This window comes from Sporomusa termitida (assembly GCF_007641255.1).
GTDB classification, from domain to species: Bacteria; Bacillota; Negativicutes; order Sporomusales; family Sporomusaceae; genus Sporomusa; species Sporomusa termitida.
Map to the genome: position 1 here is coordinate 994,059 of NZ_CP036259.1, position 23,192 is coordinate 1,017,250.

Sequence of the window (23,192 nt, forward strand, 5' to 3'; positions counted from 1 at the left end):
AAGACGGTTACAATGGAGTCAAAAGATAAGATGATTAAGCTATTTCAGAATATTAATAGTCGAGGTGAACTTACATGAATTTTGACAATATATACAATTTTAAAAATCCCATAAGACATTTTGTTAATATCAATTCTCTAAAATACCCAATTGATATTACTACCTTTCCCGTAAGTAATTTATCATGGACACTCCCCATTCCGTTCAAAATACAAAAAGAAGGAGAAAAGTTCCGTACAATAAAACTCCCTAATCCAATCAGTTTTATGCGTGCGTATCATTATTATTCTTCTTTACCAAATTTTTTGGATCTTCATTTAATTGATCCTGATCACAAAAGGTTATCTGCAAATCTTGATACTGGTGATTTTGTTTCAGGAGAATATGATCGACAATTAAATAATGATTTTATGAATCTCTGTTTATATGATTCTCTTCTCAAGCTAGACATAGAAGAGTACTACGGGAAAATATATACTCATTACCTAGATTTAAACGGCTTGGGAGATTTTGTTCTGGCCGGTTTAAATAACGGACGTACTGGTGGCATAATCATGGGAAATTATCTTTCTTTATATTTTGCTGAAAGTATGCTGAAAAAAATATCTGCGGATTTTAACGATAAATTATGTGCTAAGAACATTTCATTTCACTTTGAATATTTTTCAGATGATTTCTATATCTTCTGTAACTCAAAAGACATTAATGTGATTACTACCATCTTTGATGAATGCTTACAATCATACGATTTTAAGCGAAACGAGAGTAAACAGGAAATTTGGTCTTACGAAGCTTACAATAGTTATAACCTTTTAACACGATATTGGAAATCTATTATACGTCACTGGAATCTAGAACTTTTAAAAGACTACAAAATAGCAAACCAAAATAATACTACTGCTTCACATACACTTTCATTTTTAAATCAAATCATCTACAGAGTTTCGTCTTTATCTGGTTTAAAAAACAAAAAATCACTAATCAATAACTTTTTTAAGACAAAATATTTCCAAGAAACAAATTTCAATGAGTATACTGTAAAATCATATGATTATCACCAATTGTGCTTTCTGTTAAGTCTAGCGCCAGAATCACTTTTGTATACTTCGCACATTTTTAATCAGATGGACTCCTTCGATAACGAAATGATTAAAGAATTTTTATCATTAAGATATAAAGCTGCTTTAGAGTCTCCATTAAATGATGTGCAACTTTACTATTATTACGCAATTAAGACATATGGCTTTTCTGACCTACTCTCCTCAATGTCATCATTGGTAATAGATTCGGAAAATCAAATACTTATATCTTATTACCTAAAAGATACTTTATTCAGTCAGGGTGAAATAGATGCTCTAAAATTATTGGAAGATGAACAGTATTGGTTTCAAAATTATCACTTAATTCTTTATTCCCCAGACCTTATTTCTGATTTAGATAATAGTATTGTAAAGTATTTGATTCCCCAAAAGGCCATATCAAAAACTGAAAAAGAAACTACTTATAAAAATTTCTACAGTGAGAATTTAACATCTGGAATTGCATTAATACAAGAAGTTCAAACTATCACATCAAATGTACAATCCTATCTTACATTACGTCATCAGGAAACAGCTGTTGATTTTGCTGATACAGATTCTGAGGATGATTTTAATTCTGAAGATCATATGGATAATATATGACCGCAGCCAGACTTGCTGGACACTTAGAACAGCTGATACTCTAGTAATAGATGATGTATTTCAAGTGATGGGAATTGGTAAACAAGTTTAGAAATGCTTGTAGATGATGTTAAAAAACGAGGATATGCTTTTGTAGGGGTTACTGTAAAGAGTATAAATGTTTTGGCTCGGGAAGTAGTAGCTTGGCTGTGTAAAAATGGTTTTCTGAGACTGATTTTGGAACTTCTATAAGTGTTGCACTTGCTTTAAAGATTTTTGAAAAAGGTCAAGATTTAAATTTAATAAAAAGACTAGAATGAGTAAATATCAAGTTGATAGTGGAATTATCCCCAATTAGGCTTACCCCACAGAGTAAAATTTATCAAATCTTTCCGCAAAACTGTAGCATTCTGTTTTTCATGCTTGCAATTTGAAGAATTGCTAGTTAAAATGGGAGTCATAAGGTTGAGTATACTATGTCGTGGGGCACTGCCATTTATTCGCCAAAAGGCAAAAAGGCTTAACCTGCCGACATAGAAAAAACGACCTTGCATTAAAGCTTTTCGAAGCTTATGCAAGGTCATTTTTTTATCCTCAACCCGCGTAAATACAGGGATTTCTGCTTGCTAAAAAAGGCGGTCACCATGGAGTGGCGGGCATTCCTGGCAAAGCCAGGGAGAATATGTGAAAATGCCTTTTGGAGAATAAATGGCAGTGCCCCACGACAATAAGAAAAACCCGTAACGCCTTGTTTATTCAAGGCTTTACGGGATAGTTTTTCACCTAGCGTACTAGAATATCGGGCGACACGCCGCTTTTGAGGCTACCCTATTGTGCCAGTCGGCTTTTCAGCGGCCGTTTTCTGCTTCTGTTTTTTCTCCTGGATACGTCCACCCTCCTTTTTGGCTTGGCAAATCCTCCCAACCAGAGCTTCAATACCGCAAACGGGAGTTTTCCTAATGAAAAGCGTCATGGTAGGCCGGTGTGACCCTGCGAAAAGGTGAACCAGTCACCCCCGCGCACCGTCACCATGACAGATTTATTATGTCTGTCATGGTACCCCGGGGATAATACTACTTGATTCAGCTGTCATAAGCAAAAACGCAGACCAGATAATATTTGGTCTGCGTTTTTGTTGCAATTTAATAAAGTTAGCTTGCAATACGAAGCGCGGCATACTTTGAACGCCAGCTTGCTTACACGCACGGAAAAGAAATTGGCTGCTTTAAGAGGGCCGGATGGACGATTCCAAAACGCTACAATGCCGCAGTATAATTATATACTGCGGCAGATCGTTTGACAAAATTCTACTTATTTTCATTATAAAACAAGCCATTCGACACTGTCAAGGCAAATTTGACAACCCTTGACGGCGGCTTCATATTATAGATTGGGCGGATGACGGCAGCCTGCAGTTCAATTTAAGGTTGTAATTTACCTATTCGCCGTCAATTTTATCGTCAGTTATCGAAGGGAGCCAACTTATGCCAAGACGCGGAGAGAACATTTACAAACGCAAGGACGGGCGCTGGGAAGGGCGCATGGCCAAACCGGGTGGCGGGTATCGGTATGTCTATGGAAAAAGTTATAAAGAGGTAAGGGAAAAAAAGAAACACTATCTGGAAAGCCCGTTAGCCCATGCCCCCAAAACAAATGGAGCAATTTCCGGTGCAGCCGATCTGTTTGGGCACTGGTTGGAAAGCGACGTTTTGGGCCGCGTAAAGCCGTCAACCTATGAGAGTTACTACTGGTGCATACGGAAATATGTCATTCCGTTTTTCAGAGATACTGCAACGGACCGTATTACAGAGTTTTATGTCGAACAATTTGCAAAAAGTATTTATGCCAATGATGTACTTACCCCGGCGTATAAAAAGAAAATACTTTCGGTTTTCAAAGTGGCTCTGGGGGAAATATTGAAGGATTCAGACCATTTAAGACCGATTTTAAAAAATATAGGACTTCCACATATTGATAATCCTGCGGTTCAGGTTTTTTCGGTCCAGGAGCAGCGACGTATTGAGACTGAGGTGTTGAAAATGAACGATAAGAGGGCCCTCGGCGTTTTTCTGTGCTTCTATACGGGTATCCGGTTAGGAGAACTCTGCGCTTTAAAATGGGAAAATATTGATTTCGAGGCGAAAACCGTATCTATTGTAAAAACGGTATCCCGCACAAAAAACTTTGCGGAAAATGGAAATAAGACAATTTTGATCACTGGCACGCCCAAAAGCCAGAATTCGACCAGAAAAATTCCGATTCCTGACTTCCTGCTCAGTCTCACCTGCAAATTAAAAAACGCCGCAAAAGCTGAAAGCAATTATATTCTCTCCGGGTCGGATACGTCAATCGATCCGCGTACCTATCAGCGGCTGTTTAAAAGAATTCTCGTCAGCGCGGGAGTCAAGGACCGTAAGTTTCATGCCATCAGACATACCTTTGCGACCCGCGCGCTGGAAGCAGGCGTCGATATCAAGACGCTGAGTGAAATTCTCGGACATTCCAGTGTCATTATCACACTCAAGGTTTATGCTCATTCCCTGATGGAGCAAAAGATAGCGGCAATTAATAAATTGAATAATTTATACATTATCGCACACCCCGGATAGCGAGCCATTCGCCGTCGCCGATTCCGTCATGAAGACGTGAAAAGCAAGTAAACATGCGATGAAGCAACAATTTGCCGCAGTATATAATTATACTGCGGCGGAGCAAGATAATTCTACCATTAATTTAGTATTTTCCGCTGAATGGATTTTTTATGCGGTGTTTCTATAAATAAGCGCATAAAAATTCCAATTGTGAAAGCACGCAAAACGGTACCTTGAATCAATAAAAGCCGCCAAAAGATTAAGGCAGGGAAGCAAATGAAAAATATAAAGATTCTGTTAATCGAAGATAATCCGGACGATGTTGAGTTACTGAGGGAAATGTTTTTAGAGGCGCATTGTTCGCTGGCGGGTTTTATGCATGTAGACGAGCTTTCTGCGGCTTTGGAACTGTTGGAAAAAGAGAGCTTTGAAATCGTCCTCATGGACATGTCTCTGCCGGACAGCTCCGGCTCACAGACCTTTTACAGCCTTCGCGACCAAATACCTGAAACGCCCATCGTGGTCATTACAGGCACGAAAGACGAAACCATCATTCAGGATCTGCTGCAAAACGGCGTGCAGGACTATCTGGTCAAAGGAACCATAGATCCGAATTCGCTCATGCACTCCGTCAACTATGCGATTGAGCGGCAACGGCTGCTTGTCAGCCTGAAGCAGAAAACATTGGAAATCCAAGCCCTTAAAGAGAGTCTGGAACATATTATAAGCAATAACGCGGATGCCATGGTCGTTGTAAACCGGCGGGGAGTCATCTGTTATGCCAATCCGGCCGCCGCCGAAATTTTGGTTCATGAGCGGGAAGAGCTGACCGGCAGGGAGTTCGGCTTTCCCATTGCTCCCGGCAAAGCGTCCGAGCTTAACATTGACCGGAAAGACGGGTCGACAATCGTAGGGGAATTGCGCGCGGTGGAAATAACCTGGAAGGATTCGCCCGCTTATCTGGCGTCGATCCGGGATATCACGGAACAAAGACAGATTCAGGATGAAATAGCGGATTTGAGTTTTCGTGACAAATTGACGGGCTTATACAACCGCGCCTTTCTGGAAGCGGAAATCAAGGGCATGAATACCGAAAGAAACCTGCCGTTGTGTGTGATTATGGGCGATGTCAATAATTTAAAGCTGGTCAATGACGCTTTAGGACATGGAGAAGGCGACAAGCTGCTGATTTCCGTAGCCCAAATACTGAGAAAAGCTTGCCGCAAAGATGATATCGTCGTGCGGCTGGGCGGCGACGAATTTATTATTTTACTGCCTAAATGCGATGAGGCGGCGGCGATGAGAATCACAGACAAGATACGGACGTCTTGTGAAGCCATCGCTGCGGATGGGATCCCGGTTTCCATCGCCCTGGGGATTGCGGTGCAATATAAACCCGGACAGTCCGCTTTGGAGCTGTTGGATATGGCGGACAAGCGGATGTACGCCAACAAGTTCGCCGAAAGCAAAAACAGGTATAGCTCGGTCATTGCCATGCTGGAAAAGTCCTTATATGAAAAAGACTACGTAACAGGAGAGCACACCGCGCGGGTACGGAAGCTGTGTGTCCGATTTGGAACTGAACTGCAGCTGAGCAAGAATAGCATTGACGAGCTGAAGCTGTTGTCTTCCCTGCACGATATCGGCAAAATTGCCGTTCCTGAAGCCATTCTTAAGAAAAAAGGACCGCTGACCGATGAAGAGTGGGAAATTATAAAAAAACATCCTGAAACGGGATACAGAATCACAAAAGCCATATATGGCATGGATCTCATTGCCGAAGATATTTTTTCCCATCATGAGAGATGGGATGGCAAAGGGTATCCACAAGGGCTTAAGGGGGAGCAAATACCGCTTGCATCAAGGATATTGTCGATTATAGACACCTTTGACGTCATGACGCATGACCGCCCGTACAAAAGCGCGATGAGCAAGCAAGACGCCATGAACGAAATCAAAAGATGCAGCGGTTCCCAGTTTGATCCAACCCTGGCGACGCAATTTATCAGTTATCTGGAGCACGGTGAAAGCATGGGTGGCGGTGATGAAAATTTAAAAACGCAGGGAAGGTATCAATATGGATGAGAATGTTACAACAGCCGGAAACGGCGACATGAGCGTTACTGACCTGAAAGAATTGCTCGGCGTCCTCCTCGCATTTAAAAAAGGCGACTTTTCCGCGCGGATGCCGATTGACAGGACGGGTATCGGCGGCAAAATAGCGGATACTTTGAATGAGATCATGGAAACAATCGGCAGTTTCTCAAACGAACTTGAGAAAGCCGCCAATGCAGTGGGCGCGGAGGGAAAGACGGCCTATCGGTTCGCAAATAACGGGTCCGGCGGTAAATGGTCGGCCTGCACGGAAGCGGTCAACAGTCTGCTTGCCAATGTAGTTCAGCCGACCAATGAAATGGCGCGGGTGATCGGCGCCGTAGCCAAAGGCGACCTTGCCCACGCTGCGGCAACCAGAATTGAAGAGAGAAAGCTCGCCGGTGAATTTTTGAATACAGCCGCGATGATCAATACCATGGTGGATCAGTTCAACGCCGTTGCGGCGGAGGTCACACGGGTCGTGGCCGAGGTCAGCAGCGAAGGCAGGCTGGGCAAACGGGCCCAAGTGCCGGGGATTGCCGGCGCCTGGAAAAAACTGATTGATCACGTCAATCAGCTTGCCGAAATCCTGGCAACGCAGGTATCTGCCATTACAACCGCCACCACGGCCATTGCGAAGGGGGATTTGTCATTTTCCGCTGCGGTTGAAGGGGCGGGAGAGATTGGCGTATTGAATAACGTCAATGAAATGATTGCAAATCTTAAGGAAACCACCAGAAAAAAAGCCGAGCAGGATTGGCAAAATACAAATCTTGCCAGATTCAGCAGCCTGCTGCAAGGACAGCGCGACCTGTCAACGGTCTGCAAGGTTGTGCTGACCGAATTGGCGCCGCTGGTCAAAATGCAGCATGGCGCGTTTTATATCCATGAAACGGAAGAACAGGCATTAAAACTGTATGCAAGTTATGGCTTTCAGGAAAGAAAGCATATTGCCAATCAATTCAAACCGGGCGAGGGACTCCTGGGCCAGTGCCTGCTTGAAAAGCAGCGTATTCTGCTGACTAACGTTCCCGGTGATTATGTGAAAATCAATTCCGCGCTGGGAGAAGCGCCGCCGCTCAATATTTTATTGCTGCCCATCATTTTCGAGCGAAACGTGCTGGCTGTCTTGGAGCTGGCGTCTTTTCATTTTTTTAATGATAAGTATCTGAGCTTTCTTGACCAGATCTCGGAGAACATCGGAATTGTCATCAACACGGTGCACGGTACGATGCGTACCGAGGAACTGCTCAAACAGTCCCAGACGCTGACCGAGGAACTGCGGCAGCAGCAGGAGGAGCTCACTCAAACCAATGAGGAGCTGGAAGAAAAAGCGCAGCAGCTCGCGGACCAAAAGACCGAGGTCGAGCTGAAAAACAGTGAGGTGGAACAATCCAAACGCGTGCTGGAGGAAAAAGCCGAGCAACTGGCGGTGACCTCCAAATACAAGTCGGAATTCTTAGCCAATATGTCTCACGAACTGAGAACGCCGCTGAACAGCCTGCTGATACTGGCGCAGCAGCTCAAGGAAAACGCCGCTGGCAATCTGAACGAGAAACAGACTAAATCCGCCGGCATCATATATGATTCGGGCAATGAACTGCTGGCTTTGATCAACGATATTCTCGACCTTTCAAAGATTGAATCGGGCACCGTGATGCCCAGCTTCTCTAATCTCCTGCTTACGGAGATCCGGGATAATATGGAGCGCACGTTCCGGCATGTTGCGCAGGATAAGGGACTGAGCTTCGGCATACTGATTGATGCGGACGCGCCGGGTTCTATCCTTACCGACGAAAAAAGAATGATACAGGTCCTAAAGAATTTGCTCTCGAATGCGTTTAAATTCACGGCGGAAGGAAGCGTTTCCTTAAAAATCGGGCCCGCGGCGGCAGGCTGGCCCGCCGGGCACGGCGCGCTTGACGGCGCGGAACGTGTTCTGGCTTTTGAGGTCGCCGACACGGGCATCGGCATACCCCAGGACAAACAGAAAATCATTTTTGAAGCCTTCCAGCAGGTTGATGGGAGCACAAGCCGGACCTACGGCGGTACGGGGCTTGGATTGGCCATCAGCAGAGAGAGCGCCCGGCTGCTTGGAGGCGAGCTGTGCGTGCGCAGCACTCCGGGCCAGGGAAGCGCGTTTACGCTTTACCTGTCCGTAGCCCCGGACCCTGACCGGAACGGCGGCAATGTACTCAAGCCCCTTGCCGGAGAAGTGCGGACAAATAACGAAGTATCCTCCCGGAAAAAAATTGCCGGTGCATCCGAAACCAATTTTGAAGACGAACGGCATGACCTCGCGCCTGGCGGAGCTGATATTCTGCTGATTGTGGAAGACGACGTTAAATTTGCCGGTATCCTGTCCGCAATGGCAAAATCAAAAGGCTTTAAGGCAGTCGTCACCCTCAAGGGCGGCGATGCGATCGAACTCGTCCGTAAGTACATGCCCGCCGCGGTCATTCTCGATCTGCGCCTGCCGGATATCGACGGCTGGGCCATCCTGGAACGCCTCAAAAGCGATATTGATATCCGGCATATCCCCGTTCATATTGTTTCGGCCGAGGACGAGCGGATCCGCGGGCTGCAGAAGGGGGCGCTGTCTTATCTGAACAAGCCCGTCAGCAATGAAAATCTCAAAAAAATGTTCGAAAACATCGGGACGGGTTTGAATGGCAGTGTCCAGAACCTGCTCGTCGTCTCCGATAATCATAAAAAGTGGAACGTAAAGCAGATTTTGCATGACATTGATGTGAAAGTCACCGCAAAGAGCGCGGGCGCCGAAGCAATGGCCGCGTTAAAAAAGCAACCGGCGGACTGCATCATCCTCGGCGGCAAACTGGCCGATATGAGCGCGGCGCAATTCGTGGGCGAGCTGCAAAAAGATGCGGCAACCGCTGAAATCCCCGTCGTCGTCTATGCCGGAGATGAAATCGAGCCGGAAGAAGAACGCAAGCTCAATGAACTGGCCGGAAGCGCGATCCTGAAGGAAGTAAAGTCCCCGGAGCGCCTGCTGGACGAGGTCACCCTGTTCCTGCACAAAGTAATCGACGGCCTGCCCCAGGCGAAAAAGGATATCATCAGGAGAATTTATCAGTCAGACGACGTGCTGCAGGGCAAAAGAATCCTGGTCGTGGATGACGATATGCGCAATATTTTTGCGTTGACCAGCGTGCTGGAGCGGCATAACGTCAGCGTATTGTCCGCAGAAAATGGAAAAGATGCGCTGGTTATCATAAAAAACGAGCCGGCCGTACAGATTGTGCTAATGGATATCATGATGCCGGGGATGGACGGGTACGAGACCATCCGCGCGATCAGGAAAATGCCCGAATTCAGAGCGCTTCCGATCATTGCCCTTACCGCAAAGGCCATGAAGGGGGACCGCGAAAGATGCATCGAGGCCGGCGCTTCGGATTATATCACCAAGCCTGTTGACACGGCCCAGATGCTCTCGCTGCTGCGGGTATGGCTGTATAAATAAGGCTGTCCGCGCTGCTGGAAGGACGAAAATGGATAAAGAACACGCCTGCGACACGGTGGAAAAGATTGAAATACAGCTGTTCCTGGAGGGTGTGTTTCGCCTGTACGGCTACGATTTCAGGGATTATGCCTCTGCCTCCATGCGACGAAGGATATTGCAGCTGATGGAAATAGAGAAAGTAAGCACGGTATCGGAATTGCAGTCCATGGTGCTGCATCACGAAAAATGGATGGAGCGGCTCCTGATGGCGGTATCGGTCAATGTCACGGCCATGTTTCGTGATCCGCCTTTCTATACCTCTTTCCGCGAAAAGGTGTTGCCGCTCCTTGCTTCCCTGCCCTTGATACGGATCTGGCATGTGGGCTGCTCGACGGGCGAAGAGGTTTACTCCATGGCGATTTTGCTTAAGGAAGCCGGTTTGTATGACAAAGCCAAAATTTATGCAACAGACATCAACGAGGTTGTATTGAATAAGGCGAAGAACGGCATATACCCGCTTTCTTTGATGAAGGAATACACGGACAACTATATTATGGCGAAGTGCGGCGGCGTTTTTTCCCAATATTATACGGCTGATGACAAAAACGCGGTGTTTAACGAAGGAATGCGGAAAAAAATCATCTGGGCGCAGCATAATCTGGTAACCGATTCATCCTTTAATGAATTCGACGTCATTCTATGCAGAAACGTGATGATCTATTTCAATAAATCCCTGCAAAACAAAGTGCATGAATTGCTCTACGGCAGCCTGAAGGCAAACGGGATACTCGGGCTTGGCACCGCCGAAACGCTGCGGTTTACCGTTTTTGAAAATCGCTATAAAGAGCTGGATCGTAAAATGAAGCTATTCCAAAAGGTGATGTAAAATGAATTACGGCATTGTGGTGGCGGGAGCTTCCCTCGGCGGGCTTCACGCCCTGCGTACATTGCTGCAAGGATTGCCCAAGGACTTCCCGTTGCCTGTGGCAATCGTACAGCATAGAGGGAAAGATTCCGGAGAACCGCTGAGCACGTATTTGCAGAGCTGCAGCGCTTTGGAGATCGTCGAAGCCGAAGATAAGGATAAAATCGTTTCCGGGCGGGTTTATGTCGCGCCTGCGGATTATCACCTGCTCATTGAGGACGGTTGGTTTTCGCTGTCCACCGAGCCGCAGGTGCGGTATTCGCGTCCGTCGATCGACATATTATTTGAATCGGCCGCCTATGCCTACGGCAAAAAAGCCATTGGCGTGCTCCTGACCGGCGCCAATCAGGACGGTGCCGCCGGCCTGAAAAAAATAAAAGAACGCGGCGGCCTGACGATCGCCCAGGACCCTGTAACGGCTGAGTGCGGCGTTATGCCCGGCAGCGCGATTGCAGCCCGCGCTGTGGACAGGGTGCTGCCGCTTGAACGGATCAGCGGGTTTCTGCGGGAAAAAGCAACGCGGGCTATCCCGCAGGGAGAGAAAATATGAATATGAATAATACCTATACGCCCAATATCCTAATTGTTGACGACGATCAAAACAAATTGCAGATATTGGCGGATATCCTGCTGGATATGGAAGTCAATATCGTAACAGCCGCTTCGGCGAACGAAGCGTTCAGGCTGCTCATGAAAAATGATTTCGCCGTCATTCTCCTTGATGTGAAAATGCCTGGCATCGACGGCTTTGAAACGGCCGGGCTGATCAGGAAACGGGCAAAATTCCAGGATACCCCGATTGTTTTTATTACATCGTACAGCCCTGATGAAATCGATATTAAAAAAGGCTACGCTTTGGGATCCGTGGATTACCTTTTTGCTCCCGTTAATTCCGAAATATTAAGAGCCAAGGTATCCGTATTCGTCAAGCTGGCCCGCCTCAAAGAAAAGTCCAATGCGGTACAACTGGAAACGGAAGAAATAAACAAAAAATTAAGTATATCGAATGAAAAATACAGTCTCCTCAAAAGCACCAACGAGAGGCTGAATTTTATCTTCAACTCGATGCCTGTCGTCATATTTACATTGGCAGCCAGTGAAGATTTCAAGGTTACCTTTGCCACCCGCAATACATTCGAACAGTTGGGGTACGAGGCCGGTGAATTCATCAAGCATCCCGGCCTTTGGGTGGAATGCATCCACAGCGAAGACATGGAGCAGGTTTTTTCATGCTTTCCCCAACTGTTTGACGAAGGCCGCTGTACCTTCGAATACCGGTTTAAGCGGCAATGCGGGGATTACATATGGGTGCAGAATGTGCTCAGGCTGATCCGCGAGGACGGCCATGACGCGCCAGTTGAGATCATCGGCTGCCTGAGCGATATTTCGGAAAGAAAATCAACCGAAAAGCAATTGGCGCTTAAAACAGCGGAGTTGGAGCGTTCTAATGCCGAACTGGAGCACTTCGCGTACATTGCGTCCCATGATTTGCAGGAACCCCTCAGAGCAATCAGCAGTTACCTTCAGCTTATTGAAAAAAGGGGCTGCTATGAAGCGTTTGACGAAAAGAGCAAGGACTATTTTACACGGGTCATAAAGGGCGCCAAGAGAATGCAGGCTATGATTGACGATTTGCTGCAATATTCGCGGGTCGTTTCCAACAAGGCTGCTTTTGTGTCTTGCGACTGCAATGAAATCGTGGAAGAAGCCATTCATAACCTGGGGGTTTTGATTAAGGAAACCGAGGCGCGTATCAACTGCAAACCGCTGCCGGTGATTGAGGGAAATCAAAACCAGCTGCTCCGGTTTTTTCAGAACATGATCAACAACGGCCTGAAGTTTCATAAGGAAAATGAGGCGCCGGTCATTGACATAACAGCCGAAAAGGATGGCGGTCACTGGATTTTTTCTATTTCAGATAACGGAATCGGCATCAAGAAAGAATCTCGGGATAGGATATTTGACGTTTTCCAGAGGCTGAATGCCAAAGACAAATATCCGGGCACCGGCATCGGGCTGGCCGTGTGCAAAAAAATTGCGGACAACCACAAAGGGCGAATATGGGTGGAATCCGAGTTGGGAACAGGCTCGACCTTCTATCTTGCCATTCCGGAAGCAAGGGGGGGAAGTTGGAATGAACAATATGAAGCCAATCGAGATCTTATTGGTGGAAGATAATGAGGACGATATCATTCTGACAAAGGAGGCCTTTGAGGAAAACAGGCTGACCAACAAGCTGAACATCGTAAAAAACGGCATGGATGCTTTGCGATATTTAAAAAGGGACGCGCCCTATTCAAAAGCCGTAAAACCCAATATTGTTTTACTGGATATCAATCTGCCGGAAATGTCGGGAATTGAGGTGCTGCAAAAAATCAAAAGCGAGGATGATTTAAAAGATATTCCCGTGGTGATCCTGACTACCTCTAATCTCGAACGGGACATAGTAAAAAGCTATAAGCTCCATGCCAACTGTTATATCAATAAGCCCGTCAATCTGAATGACTTTTTTGAAATTATTAAGGTATTCGGGAAATTCTGGTTTTCTATTGTGACGCTTCCCGATAAAAAATGAGACCGATAAAATTTTTATAAGGTGCCCGTTGTGAAATAAAGAGAGGGGGCTACAAAAATGACTAAACGTTCTACTGAAATAATTTCAGAGTGTTTTACCGAACAGGAGTCGGCTTGTTTTACCAAAAAAGATATTTATGATAGTAACGGTAGATTGCTGCTCAGTAACGGTCAAAGAATTACCAGTGAGATAATAAGAAAGCTGCAAAAGCTTGGCGCCTTCCTCCCGGAAAAGTCAGGTGATTCTGCTGATAAGCCCGACGTTATTCTGGCCCAAGCTGTTCAGACCTTCGGCGCCAGAAAGAATATCCGCAATGATCGCATAACGGAACAAACTTATCGGATATTAACGGCAATAGTATTTGAATCGAAAGATAAGCCCTGGTGGATGTATGTGAACGCGTTGAGCAACTACGTGCAATGGCTTTATACCCATTCCATCGATGTTGCCATAATTTCACTGATGGTGGCGGTAGAATTGGGATACAGCGAGAAGGAACAGGGGGACCTGGGCCTGGGCGCTATGATGCATGATATAGGCAAGCTGCTGGTTCCAAAATCCATCATACAAAAGCCCGGCCCTCTGACCGACATGGAAATGTTCACCATCCAGCAGCATTGCGAGTTGGGTATGAGTTCCCTAAAACCATTTAATCTTCCGGAAGAGTGTACGGATATTGTTCTGCAGCATCATGAGCACCTCGACGGAAGCGGCTATCCCCAGGGGCTGAAAGGCGATGAAATAGCCCGCAATGCCCAAATCGTGATGATTGCTGAAATGCTTGACGGGATCTCCTCCCCGCGGCCCTATAAGCAAGCGCAAACAATACACGCTGCTATCGATATACTGAAAAGTGACGAAAAAAAGTATCCGCAGGAATTGGTCCTTTTGCTGGCAAAAGTATTGGGATTATGATTGTTGCTTTTTCTGCTTGCCTTAATCCTAAGCTGGGTTCAAGTCGCCCATGTGTATATTTGCTCTATTTGAGCGCAATCCTCGACCTCAAGGATAAAAGCATTGTCTCTTTCGCCATGGGCCGTAATAACAATACCAACTCGTATTTGATACCTTTGATTTAGCCGTTTCCCAATACCGGATGCCCACCCAGTGTTTCATAGTGACCGTGGTTTCAATATACAAGTAAGAAATTTAAGACCAGATTAGATAAGGCTGGAATGATACAAAGCATGTCGCGCGTTGGTCGCTGCATAAAAAATAGACTCCGTGATTGACGGAGCTATGAAATACGGTTTTATTTTTTCATCTGTCTACTTGACAGGGGGCAGTTCACAGGCTGAATGAAGGCCGTCTTTTTTTTTATGTGCTTACTTTCAACTATCTGTGAAGACTGGGTTTTCACTGCCTCCTAAATACCAGCCATATTTTTTTTAGGCAAGAAGGAGAAAAAGCAATGTGTGTAGAATAAGATGAATTAGAATATGCTAATTAAAATTATAAACTTAATTAGCATATGTTATTTTTAAAATGATGCAATTGTACCAGCATTTACTAAGATCTATATGGAAACCTTAGGGCGATAAAGTATTGATTGGAAAGGGTAGTGAGATATGGCTAAGTTTGTTTATCTATTTAAAGAAGGAAGATCTGAGATGAAAGCCCTGCTAGGCGGTAAAGGGGCTAATTTGGCCGAGATGACCAATATCGGTTTGCCTGTACCGCCGGGAATGACCATTACCACTGAAGCTTGTATTGAATATTACCATCTGGAGCGCAGATTGCCTGAAGGCTTAATGGCAGAGATTAAGAGTAACTTAAAAATTGTTGAGGAGCAGGCCGGCAAGAAATTTGGTGATCTTGCCAATCCCCTGTTAGTATCAGTGCGTTCAGGGGCCATGTTCTCAATGCCGGGCATGATGGATACCATCCTGAATCTGGGGCTTAATGAAGCAACCGTACAATCGGTTGCCAGAAATACCGGCAATGCCCGCTTTGCTTATGATGCCTACCGGCGTTTCATTCAAATGTTTAGCGACGTTGTGCTGGAAATTCCAAAATATGATTTTGAGGATCTGCTGCATAACCAAAAAGAAGTTCAGGGTGTTAAATACGATCAGGAGCTTACTGCCGAATCGTTACGGATAATCATTGACAACTATAAAAAATTAGTATTGGACCGGACCGGGCGCCCCTTCCCGGAAGACCCGATGGAACAGCTGACTTTGTCGGTGGAGGCGGTGTTCCGCTCCTGGAACAATGACCGGGCGATTATTTACCGCAACTTGAATAAGATTGACCATGACCTGGGAACTGCGGTTAACATTCAATCAATGGTATTTGGCAACATGGGCAACGACTCCGGTACCGGCGTTGCTTTTACCCGTAATCCCTCAACCGGAGAAAACGTGTTATATGGTGAATTTTTGACTAATGCCCAGGGCGAGGACGTAGTTGCCGGCATTCGTACCCCCCGGCCGATTGCCCAGCTAAAAGATGAGATGCCGGAGCTGTACAACGAGTTTGACCGGATTGCCCGCTTGTTAGAGAGCCACTATAAGAATATGCAGGACATCGAGTTTACCATTGAACGGGGCCGGCTGTATATACTTCAGACCCGCAACGGCAAACGGACAGCCCAGGCCAGTGTCCGCATTGCTTATGAATTAGCCAGCGAAGGCTTGATAACCAAACAACAGGCCCTGCTATTGGTTGATCCGGGCCAGCTTGATCAATTGCTCCACAGGCAGATTGACAGTCAGGGTGAACTTAATGTGATTGCCAAAGGCTTGCCGGCCTCGCCGGGCGCCGCTTCCGGGCAGGTGGTATTTGACTCCGATGAGGCTGAACGTCTGTCTAAAGCCGGTAAAAAAGTTTTGCTGGTGCGTACGGAAACTACCCCTGATGATATTCATGGCATTGTTGCTGCCCAGGGTATCCTGACAAGCCGCGGCGGCATGACCAGCCATGCGGCCGTGGTCGCCCGGGGCATGGGCAAACCCTGTGTCTGTGGCTGTGAAGCCATCCGGATTGATTATATTAAAGAAGAATTTAGTGTTGGCGCTGTTGTTGTTAAGAAGGGGGAGCTAGTCTCTATCGACGGGGCAACCGGCAGGGTAATTTTAGGTCAGGTACCGATGAAAGACCCGGAAATTTCAAGTGAATATACGACGCTGTTAACCTGGGCGGATGAAGTAAAATACCTTGGGATTCGGGCCAATGCCGATACCCCGGAGGATGCCAGAAAAGCACGTCAGTTTGGGGCAACCGGCATTGGTTTAGTCAGAACAGAGCATATGTTTATGGGGCAGGACCGGCTGCCTTATGTGCAGCAAATGATTTTGGCGGAGACTTTGGAAGCAAGGCAGGCGGCCCTGGCTTATCTGCTGCCCATGCAAGAGGGGGACTTTTATGGTATTCTGCAGGCAATGGCCGGTTTGCCGGTGACCATTCGCCTGCTGGACCCGCCATTGCATGAATTCCTGCCCAGCCTTGAGGAATTGTTGATAGAAACCACTGAACTGAGGGTAACCGGAGAAAACCCTGTTCTACTTGAGGAAAAATTGCAATTACTGAAAAAAGTGCGCAGCCTTCATGAGTTTAATCCGATGTTAGGGCATCGTGGCTGCCGGTTGGGAATCACCTTCCCCGAGGTTTATGAGATGCAAATACATGCTATTTGCAATGCGGCAGCACGATTAACACAAGAAGGCCTGGAAGTTTTGCCGGAGGTTGAGATACCGCTGACCATTGATGTCAGCGAAATGAAATTCTTTAAAACCAGAATAGACAATATTGCTGCGGCTACGATGGCAGGCTATAATGTCAAATTCCATTACTCTGTAGGAACAATGATTGAACTGCCACGCGCCTGCGTTATAGCTGGCGAGCTGGCAGAGTACTGCGATTTCTTCAGCTTCGGTACAAATGATCTGACGCAAACAACCTTTGGGTTTAGCCGCGACGATGCGGAAGGAAAATTCTTGCCGGACTACCTTGAAAGAAAAATCCTGAAAGAGAATCCTTTTATCTCTATTGATCGTAAAGGTGTCGGCGCCCTTATGACTATGGCTGTGCAGGGCGGACGCAGGGCTAAACCCGATTTGGAAATCGGCATTTGCGGCGAACATGGCGGCGAACCGGCTTCGATTGCTTTTTGTCATCAGGTTGGATTAAACTATGTTAGCTGCTCGCCTTATCGCGTGCCTATTGCCAGACTGGCTGCTGCGCAAGCCGCAATTAGTGAAGGGGAGATCATCGGCACAAGGTAATTAATCATAAAAGAGGAACCTCTAAAAATATACCTCCAGGTGCATATTTCCGCACCTGGAGGTATATTAATACCAGTAAATAGAAATAGTAAACTTATTGACATAGTAACGAACTATGTGATACTATAAGTAGGTCACTATCGAGAACGACAAAATATTCCAAAATAGCTGATTATATTTGTATTATGGAAATAGTTATTTTGAAAAAATATATTGACACGGTGATTTACACGTGATAATATATAAAAGCTGTCGCGTTCAGCAGTATCAAAAAGCGACACGAAAATAACAGCTATAACAAGCTTTACTTCTATGACTAGTGCATCCATGCACGTCGGTCCCGGGCAAAGCGTATCGTCCATGATACGCCCGTGATTCTAGCGCATCCATGCACGTCGTTCCCTGAAAACTGAACAATGTAAAGAAATGCATCATACAAAATGCCAGATGTGCGGTGTGCTGCTTGCAGCACAAGCAAAACAAATTTTGATTTAATTGAGCTGATAAAACGGCTTCAATATATATAGTCGTAACCGACTATGCACTTTATTGGAGAGTTTGATCCTGGCTCAGGACGAACGCTGGCGGCGTGCCTAACACATGCAAGTCGAACGGAGTAGTTAGCAATAACTACTTAGTGGCGAACGGGTGAGTAACGCGTAGACAACCTGCCTCTTAGCTGGGGACAACACCGCGAAAGTGGTGCTAATACCGAATGTGGTAACTCGGTTGCATAACAGAGTTAAGAAAGATGGCCACTCTGAAGAAGCTATCGCTAAGAGATGGGTCTGCGTCTGATTAGCTGGTTGGTGAGGTAACGGCTCACCAAGGCGACGATCAGTAGCCGGTCTGAGAGGATGAACGGCCACACTGGGACTGAGACACGGCCCAGACTCCTACGGGAGGCAGCAGTGGGGAATCTTCCGCAATGGACGAAAGTCTGACGGAGCAACGCCGCGTGAGTGAAGAAGGCCTTCGGGTCGTAAAGCTCTGTCGTTTGGGACGAACGTATCCTATGTGAATAAAATAGGATAATGACGGTACCAAAGGAGGAAGCCACGGCTAACTACGTGCCAGCAGCCGCGGTAATACGTAGGTGGCAAGCGTTGTCCGGAATTATTGGGCGTAAAGGGCGTGTAGGTGGCCTGGTAAGTCGTGTGTCTAAGTGCGAAGCTTAACTTCGTATGGGCGCAGGAAACTGCCAGGCTTGAGTGCAGGAGAGGAAAGTGGAATTCCCAGTGTAGCGGTGAAATGCGTAGATATTGGGAGGAACACCAGTGGCGAAGGCGACTTTCTGGACTGTGTCTGACACTGAGGCGCGAAAGCCAGGGGAGCGAACGGGATTAGATACCCCGGTAGTCCTGGCCGTAAACGATGGGTACTAGGTGTAGAGGGTATCGACCCCTTCTGTGCCGGAGTTAACGCAATAAGTACCCCGCCTGGGGAGTACGGCCGCAAGGTTGAAACTCAAAGGAATTGACGGGGGCCCGCACAAGCGGTGGAGTATGTGGTTTAATTCGACGCAACGCGAAGAACCTTACCAGGGCTTGACATTGAGCGAAAGGTTCAGAGATGAATCCCTTACCTTCGGGTAACGCGAAAACAGGTGGTGCATGGCTGTCGTCAGCTCGTGTCGTGAGATGTTGGGTTAAGTCCCGCAACGAGCGCAACCCTTATCCTTTGTTGCCAGCGCGTAAAGGCGGGAACTCAAGGGAGACTGCCGCAGAGAATGCGGAGGAAGGCGGGGATGACGTCAAGTCATCATGCCCCTAATGTCCTGGGCTACACACGTACTACAATGGGCTTAAACAAAGCGAAGCAAGCCTGCGAAGGTAAGCAAAACGCAGAAATAAGCTCTCAGTTCGGATCGGAGGCTGCAACTCGCCTCCGTGAAGTCGGAATCGCTAGTAATCGCAGGTCAGCATACTGCGGTGAATACGTTCCCGGGCCTTGTACACACCGCCCGTCACACCACGAAAGTCAGTCACACCCGAAGCCGGTGGGGTAACCGCAAGGAACTAGCCGTCTAAGGTGGGGCCGATGATTGGGGTGAAGTCGTAACAAGGTAGCCGTATCGGAAGGTGCGGCTGGATCACCTCCTTTCTAGGGAGAACCGTTTGGGGTAACCCCCAAACTACTTCCAAGGTCGGTACATTTGGCAGATGCATTAGATACTAGACGGAGCTTATGTGCTTGCTGTAGTATCCCTTTACATTGTTTGGTTTTGAGGGAATGGCTGTGTTGCCAAAAGTTACTTGTTGCAGAACACAAGCAACGATGCTAACATAGATATTCCTGAAAACATGTTCCTTGAAAACTGCACAGAAGAAAGCAAAAGTAAAATTACCTCTCATATGCAAATATGTAGAAGTAACTTAACGAAGCGCAATTAGGATTTATTTAACAAACTTAAACCTAGCACAAGCAAAGTTTAAGTTGAGGCGAAACTGGCTAGCGTGTATCAGATGCTAGGCGGAGGGAGGACGCGAACGGAGTCGTACTGGAAGTACGTCGAAGAGAGTGCCCGGACTGACAACGAAGCAGATGATGCGCGATAGACAGTTGCAGCTTTGCAGCAAAAGTCAAGTTATATAGGGCATATGGTGGATGCCTAGGCGCCAAGAGCCGAAGAAGGACGCGGTAAGCTGCGAAAAGTCATGGGGAGCCGCAAGCAGGCCCTGATCCATGAGTCTCCGAATGGGGGAACCCAATGGTGGTCATGCACCATTACCTAACGCAAGTTAGGAGGGCACCCGGGGAACTGAAACATCTAAGTACCCGGAGGAAAAGTAATCAAACGAGATTCCCTAAGTAGCGGCGAGCGAACGGGGAAGAGCCCAAACCTGTTTGGATGTTGGAGTTTAGACATTGGACATTGGATAAAAGGAACGTAAAATATTCTTAGACTTCCAACATCTAAAATCTAACATCCAACATCCAAACAGGGGTTGAGGACTGGCAACAATCAAACCAGGCTTAGCCGAAGCATCTGGAAAGATGAGTCGCAGAAGGTAACAACCCTGTAGGCGAAAAGCAGAGTTTGAGGGTCAGAATCCAGAGTACCACGGGACACGAGGAACCCTGTGGGAAGCAGGGGGGACCACCCTCCAAGGCAAAATACTCGTGGCGACCGATAGCGCATAGTACCGTGAGGGAAAGGTGAAAAGCACCCCGGGAGGGGAGTGAAAGAGAACCTGAAACCGTATGCCTACAAGCAGTCGAAGGCCCGTATGCGGCTGACGGCGTGCCTATTGAAGAATGAACCGGCGAGTTACAGTATCCAGCAAGGTTAAGTGGCAGACACGGAGCCGAAGCGAAAGCGAGTCTAAAGAGGGCGAAAGTTGGATATTGTAGACCCGAAACCGCAGTGATCTATCCATGGCCAGGTTGAAGCGCAGGTAAAAATGCGTGGAGGACCGAACCCGTGAGCGTTGAAAAGCTTTGGGATGAGTTGTGGATAGGGGTGAAATGCCAATCGAACGCGGAGATAGCTGGTTCTCCCCGAAATAGCTTTAGGGCTAGCCTCAGGAAATTAAGTACAGACGGTAGAGCACTGATAGGGCTAGGGGCCTAATGGGTTACTGAACCTTGTCAAACTACGAATGGATGTACTCGAACCCTGGGAGTCAGACTACGAGTGATAAGACCCGTGGTCAAGAGGGAAACAGCCCAGACCATCAGCTAAGGTCCCGAATGCCGTACTAAGTGGCAAAGGATGTGGAGATACAAAAACAACCAGGATGTTGGCTTAGAAGCAGCCACCATTGAAAGAGTGCGTAATAGCTCACTGGTCGAGTGTCGCTGCGCCGAAGATGTCCGGGGCTAAAGTACGGAACCGAAGCTATGGCATTCCTAACGGAATGGGTAGGGGAGCGTTCTATACCCGGAGAAGGTATACCGTAAGGAGTGCTGGAGAGTATAGAAGTGAGAATGCCGGTATGAGTAGCGAAAAGACAAGTGAGAATCTTGTCCACCGAAAGCCTAAGGATTTCTGAGGAAGGATCGTCCGCTCAGAGTTAGTCGGGCCCTAAGCCGAGGCGAAAAGCGTAGGCGATGGACAACTGGTAAAAAGTCCAGTACCACCTGGAATCGATTGAGCGAGGGAGTGACACAGGAGGGTAGGCAAGCGCGAGGATGGAAATTCGCGTCTAAGCTTGTAGGGTGCATCACAGGCAAATCCGTGATGCTAAAACCTGAGGAGTGATGGGCAGCTGTTAGAGATAATGGCGAAATTGCTGATCCCAGACTGTCAAGAAAAGCTTCTAGTGAGAGACCAGGTGCCCGTACCGTAAACCGACACAGGTAGGCGGGGAGAGAATCCTAAGGTGCGCGGGAGAACCCTCGTTAAGGAACTCGGCAAAATGTCCCCGTAACTTCGGGAAAAGGGGAGCTTGTAAACCGTGTAGATCAGAAGCGAACGAAGCGGGAATGAGTTGCAAAAAAGAGGCCCAAGCGACTGTTTACCACAAACACAGGTGCCTGCTAAAGCGAAAGCTGACGTATAGGTGCTGACACCTGCCCGGTGCCGGAAGGTTAAGAGGAGAGCTTAGAGCAATCGAAGGTTTGAATTGAAGCCCCGGTAAACGGCGGCCGTAACTATAACGGTCCTAAGGTAGCGAAATTCCTTGTCGGGTAAGTTCCGACCCGCACGAAAGGTGTAACGACTTGGGCACTGTCTCAACGAGGGACCCGGTGAAATTGAAATACCTGTGAAGATGCAGGTTACCCGCGACTGGACAGAAAGACCCCATGGAGCTTTACTGCAACCTGACATTGAGTTTTGGTAAATGATGTACAGGATAGGTGGGAGACTAGGAAGTGTGGACGCAAGTCTGTATGGAGTCGATGTTGGGATACCACCCTTTATTTACTGGAGTTCTAACTCAAGGAGTAACGAAACTGAGGACAGTGTCAGGCGGGCAGTTTGACTGGGGCGGTCGCCTCCGAAAGAGTAACGGAGGCGCCCAAAGGTTCCCTCAGCGCGGCTGGAAATCGCGCGAAGAGTGTAAAGGCAGAAGGGAGCTTGACTGCAAGACAGACAAGTCGAGCAGGGACGAAAGTCGGGCTTAGTGATCCGGTGGTACCGAGTGGAAGGGCCATCGCTCAACGGATAAAAGCTACCCTGGGGATAACAGGCTAATCTCTCCCAAGAGTCCATATCGACGGGGAGGTTTGGCACCTCGATGTCGGCTCATCACATCCTGGGGCTGAAGTAGGTCCCAAGGGTTGGGCTGTTCGCCCATTAAAGTGGTACGTGAGCTGGGTTCAGAACGTCGTGAGACAGTTCGGTCCCTATCCATCGCGGGCGTAAGAGACTTGAAAGGAACTGCTCCTAGTACGAGAGGACCGGAGTGGACGGACCGCTGGTGTACCAGTTATCCCGCCAGGGGTAGAGCTGGGTAGCTACGTCCGGAAAGGATAAACGCTGAAAGCATCTAAGCGTGAAACCAGCCTTAAGATGAGGTCTGTCATTCGCAAGAAGTAAGGCCCCTTGAAGAAGACAAGGTTGATAGGCCAGGAGTGGAAGTGGAGCAATTCATGGAGCGGACTGGTACTAATAGGCCGAGGACTTGACTTAAACCCTCGTTTTGCACGACGTGCAAACATAAGCAGCGAACCAGCTTGCCGCGAGCCGAAAGGCGAACCGGGAAGTTGCGTGA

At 47.4% G+C, this 23,192-nt stretch carries 10 protein-coding genes and 2 rRNA genes; all 12 read left to right on the forward strand.

Annotated features, from left to right (window positions below; translation table 11 throughout):
* Positions 1 to 74: 74 nt before the first annotated feature.
* The 12 genes from SPTER_RS04480 to SPTER_RS04535 all read left to right on the forward strand — a co-directional run bounded on the left by SPTER_RS04480 (position 75) and on the right by SPTER_RS04535 (position 23,110).
* A complete protein-coding gene (locus SPTER_RS04480) occupies positions 75 to 1,682 on the forward strand; it encodes an RNA-dependent RNA polymerase family protein (RefSeq protein ID WP_144349239.1) in 1,608 nt (535 codons plus the stop codon).
* A gap of 1,463 nt (positions 1,683 to 3,145) precedes the next feature.
* On the forward strand, positions 3,146 to 4,270 hold the full coding sequence (locus tag SPTER_RS04485; RefSeq protein ID WP_170233143.1) for a tyrosine-type recombinase/integrase: 1,125 nt from the start codon (positions 3,146 to 3,148) through the stop codon (positions 4,268 to 4,270).
* Between the two features lie 258 nt (positions 4,271 to 4,528).
* Complete coding sequence (locus tag SPTER_RS04490) at positions 4,529 to 6,337, forward strand: HD domain-containing phosphohydrolase (protein WP_144349240.1); 1,809 nt, start codon at positions 4,529 to 4,531, stop codon at positions 6,335 to 6,337.
* On the forward strand, positions 6,330 to 9,827 hold the full coding sequence (locus SPTER_RS04495; protein ID WP_144349241.1) for a response regulator: 3,498 nt from the start codon (positions 6,330 to 6,332) through the stop codon (positions 9,825 to 9,827). The genes SPTER_RS04490 and SPTER_RS04495 overlap by 8 nt, the downstream gene beginning before the upstream one ends.
* 28 nt (positions 9,828 to 9,855) lie before the next feature.
* A complete protein-coding gene (locus SPTER_RS04500; RefSeq protein ID WP_144349242.1) occupies positions 9,856 to 10,692 on the forward strand; it encodes a CheR family methyltransferase in 837 nt (278 codons plus the stop codon).
* Position 10,693: 1 nt separating this feature from the next.
* Positions 10,694 to 11,281, forward strand: coding sequence for a chemotaxis protein CheB (locus tag SPTER_RS04505; RefSeq protein ID WP_144349243.1), 588 nt, complete (start codon positions 10,694 to 10,696; stop codon positions 11,279 to 11,281).
* Positions 11,278 to 12,909, forward strand: a complete 1,632-nt coding sequence (locus SPTER_RS04510; RefSeq protein WP_144349244.1) for a sensor histidine kinase — start codon at positions 11,278 to 11,280, stop codon at positions 12,907 to 12,909. Before SPTER_RS04505 ends, SPTER_RS04510 begins: the two co-directional genes overlap by 4 nt.
* A complete protein-coding gene (locus SPTER_RS04515; RefSeq protein WP_211367470.1) occupies positions 12,866 to 13,306 on the forward strand; it encodes a response regulator in 441 nt (146 codons plus the stop codon). The genes SPTER_RS04510 and SPTER_RS04515 overlap by 44 nt, the downstream gene beginning before the upstream one ends.
* Positions 13,307 to 13,363: 57 nt before the next feature.
* The gene (locus SPTER_RS04520; protein ID WP_144349245.1) at positions 13,364 to 14,221 is read left to right on the forward strand and encodes an HD-GYP domain-containing protein; all 858 of its coding nucleotides are present in this window, start codon (positions 13,364 to 13,366) and stop codon (positions 14,219 to 14,221) included.
* Positions 14,222 to 14,916: 695 nt separating this feature from the next.
* Positions 14,917 to 17,532 (forward strand): pyruvate, phosphate dikinase, encoded by a 2,616-nt coding sequence (gene ppdK / locus SPTER_RS04525; protein WP_425474346.1) that lies wholly within the window; start codon positions 14,917 to 14,919, stop codon positions 17,530 to 17,532.
* 546 nt (positions 17,533 to 18,078) lie between these two features.
* Positions 18,079 to 19,635, forward strand: a 16S ribosomal RNA gene (locus SPTER_RS04530).
* A 477-nt stretch (positions 19,636 to 20,112) separates the two neighbouring features.
* Positions 20,113 to 23,110: ribosomal RNA gene (locus tag SPTER_RS04535) — 23S ribosomal RNA — on the forward strand.
* Together the 16S and 23S rRNA genes form the textbook arrangement of a ribosomal RNA operon.
* Positions 23,111 to 23,192 lie beyond the last annotated feature (82 nt).

Excerpts from the sequence above, each read along its gene's own strand:
- SPTER_RS04480 (WP_144349239.1), top strand. The coding sequence starts at position 75 with ATGAATTTTGACAATATATACAATTTTAAAAATCCCATAAGACATTTT.
- SPTER_RS04485 (WP_170233143.1), top strand. The coding sequence starts at position 3,146 with ATGCCAAGACGCGGAGAGAACATTTACAAACGCAAGGACGGGCGCTGG.
- SPTER_RS04490 (WP_144349240.1), top strand. The coding sequence starts at position 4,529 with ATGAAAAATATAAAGATTCTGTTAATCGAAGATAATCCGGACGATGTT.
- SPTER_RS04495 (WP_144349241.1), top strand. The coding sequence starts at position 6,330 with ATGGATGAGAATGTTACAACAGCCGGAAACGGCGACATGAGCGTTACT.
- SPTER_RS04500 (WP_144349242.1), top strand. The coding sequence starts at position 9,856 with ATGGATAAAGAACACGCCTGCGACACGGTGGAAAAGATTGAAATACAG.
- SPTER_RS04505 (WP_144349243.1), top strand. The coding sequence starts at position 10,694 with ATGAATTACGGCATTGTGGTGGCGGGAGCTTCCCTCGGCGGGCTTCAC.
- SPTER_RS04510 (WP_144349244.1), top strand. The coding sequence starts at position 11,278 with ATGAATATGAATAATACCTATACGCCCAATATCCTAATTGTTGACGAC.
- SPTER_RS04515 (WP_211367470.1), top strand. The coding sequence starts at position 12,866 with ATGAACAATATGAAGCCAATCGAGATCTTATTGGTGGAAGATAATGAG.
- SPTER_RS04520 (WP_144349245.1), top strand. The coding sequence starts at position 13,364 with ATGACTAAACGTTCTACTGAAATAATTTCAGAGTGTTTTACCGAACAG.
- ppdK (WP_425474346.1), top strand. The coding sequence starts at position 14,917 with ATGAAAGCCCTGCTAGGCGGTAAAGGGGCTAATTTGGCCGAGATGACC.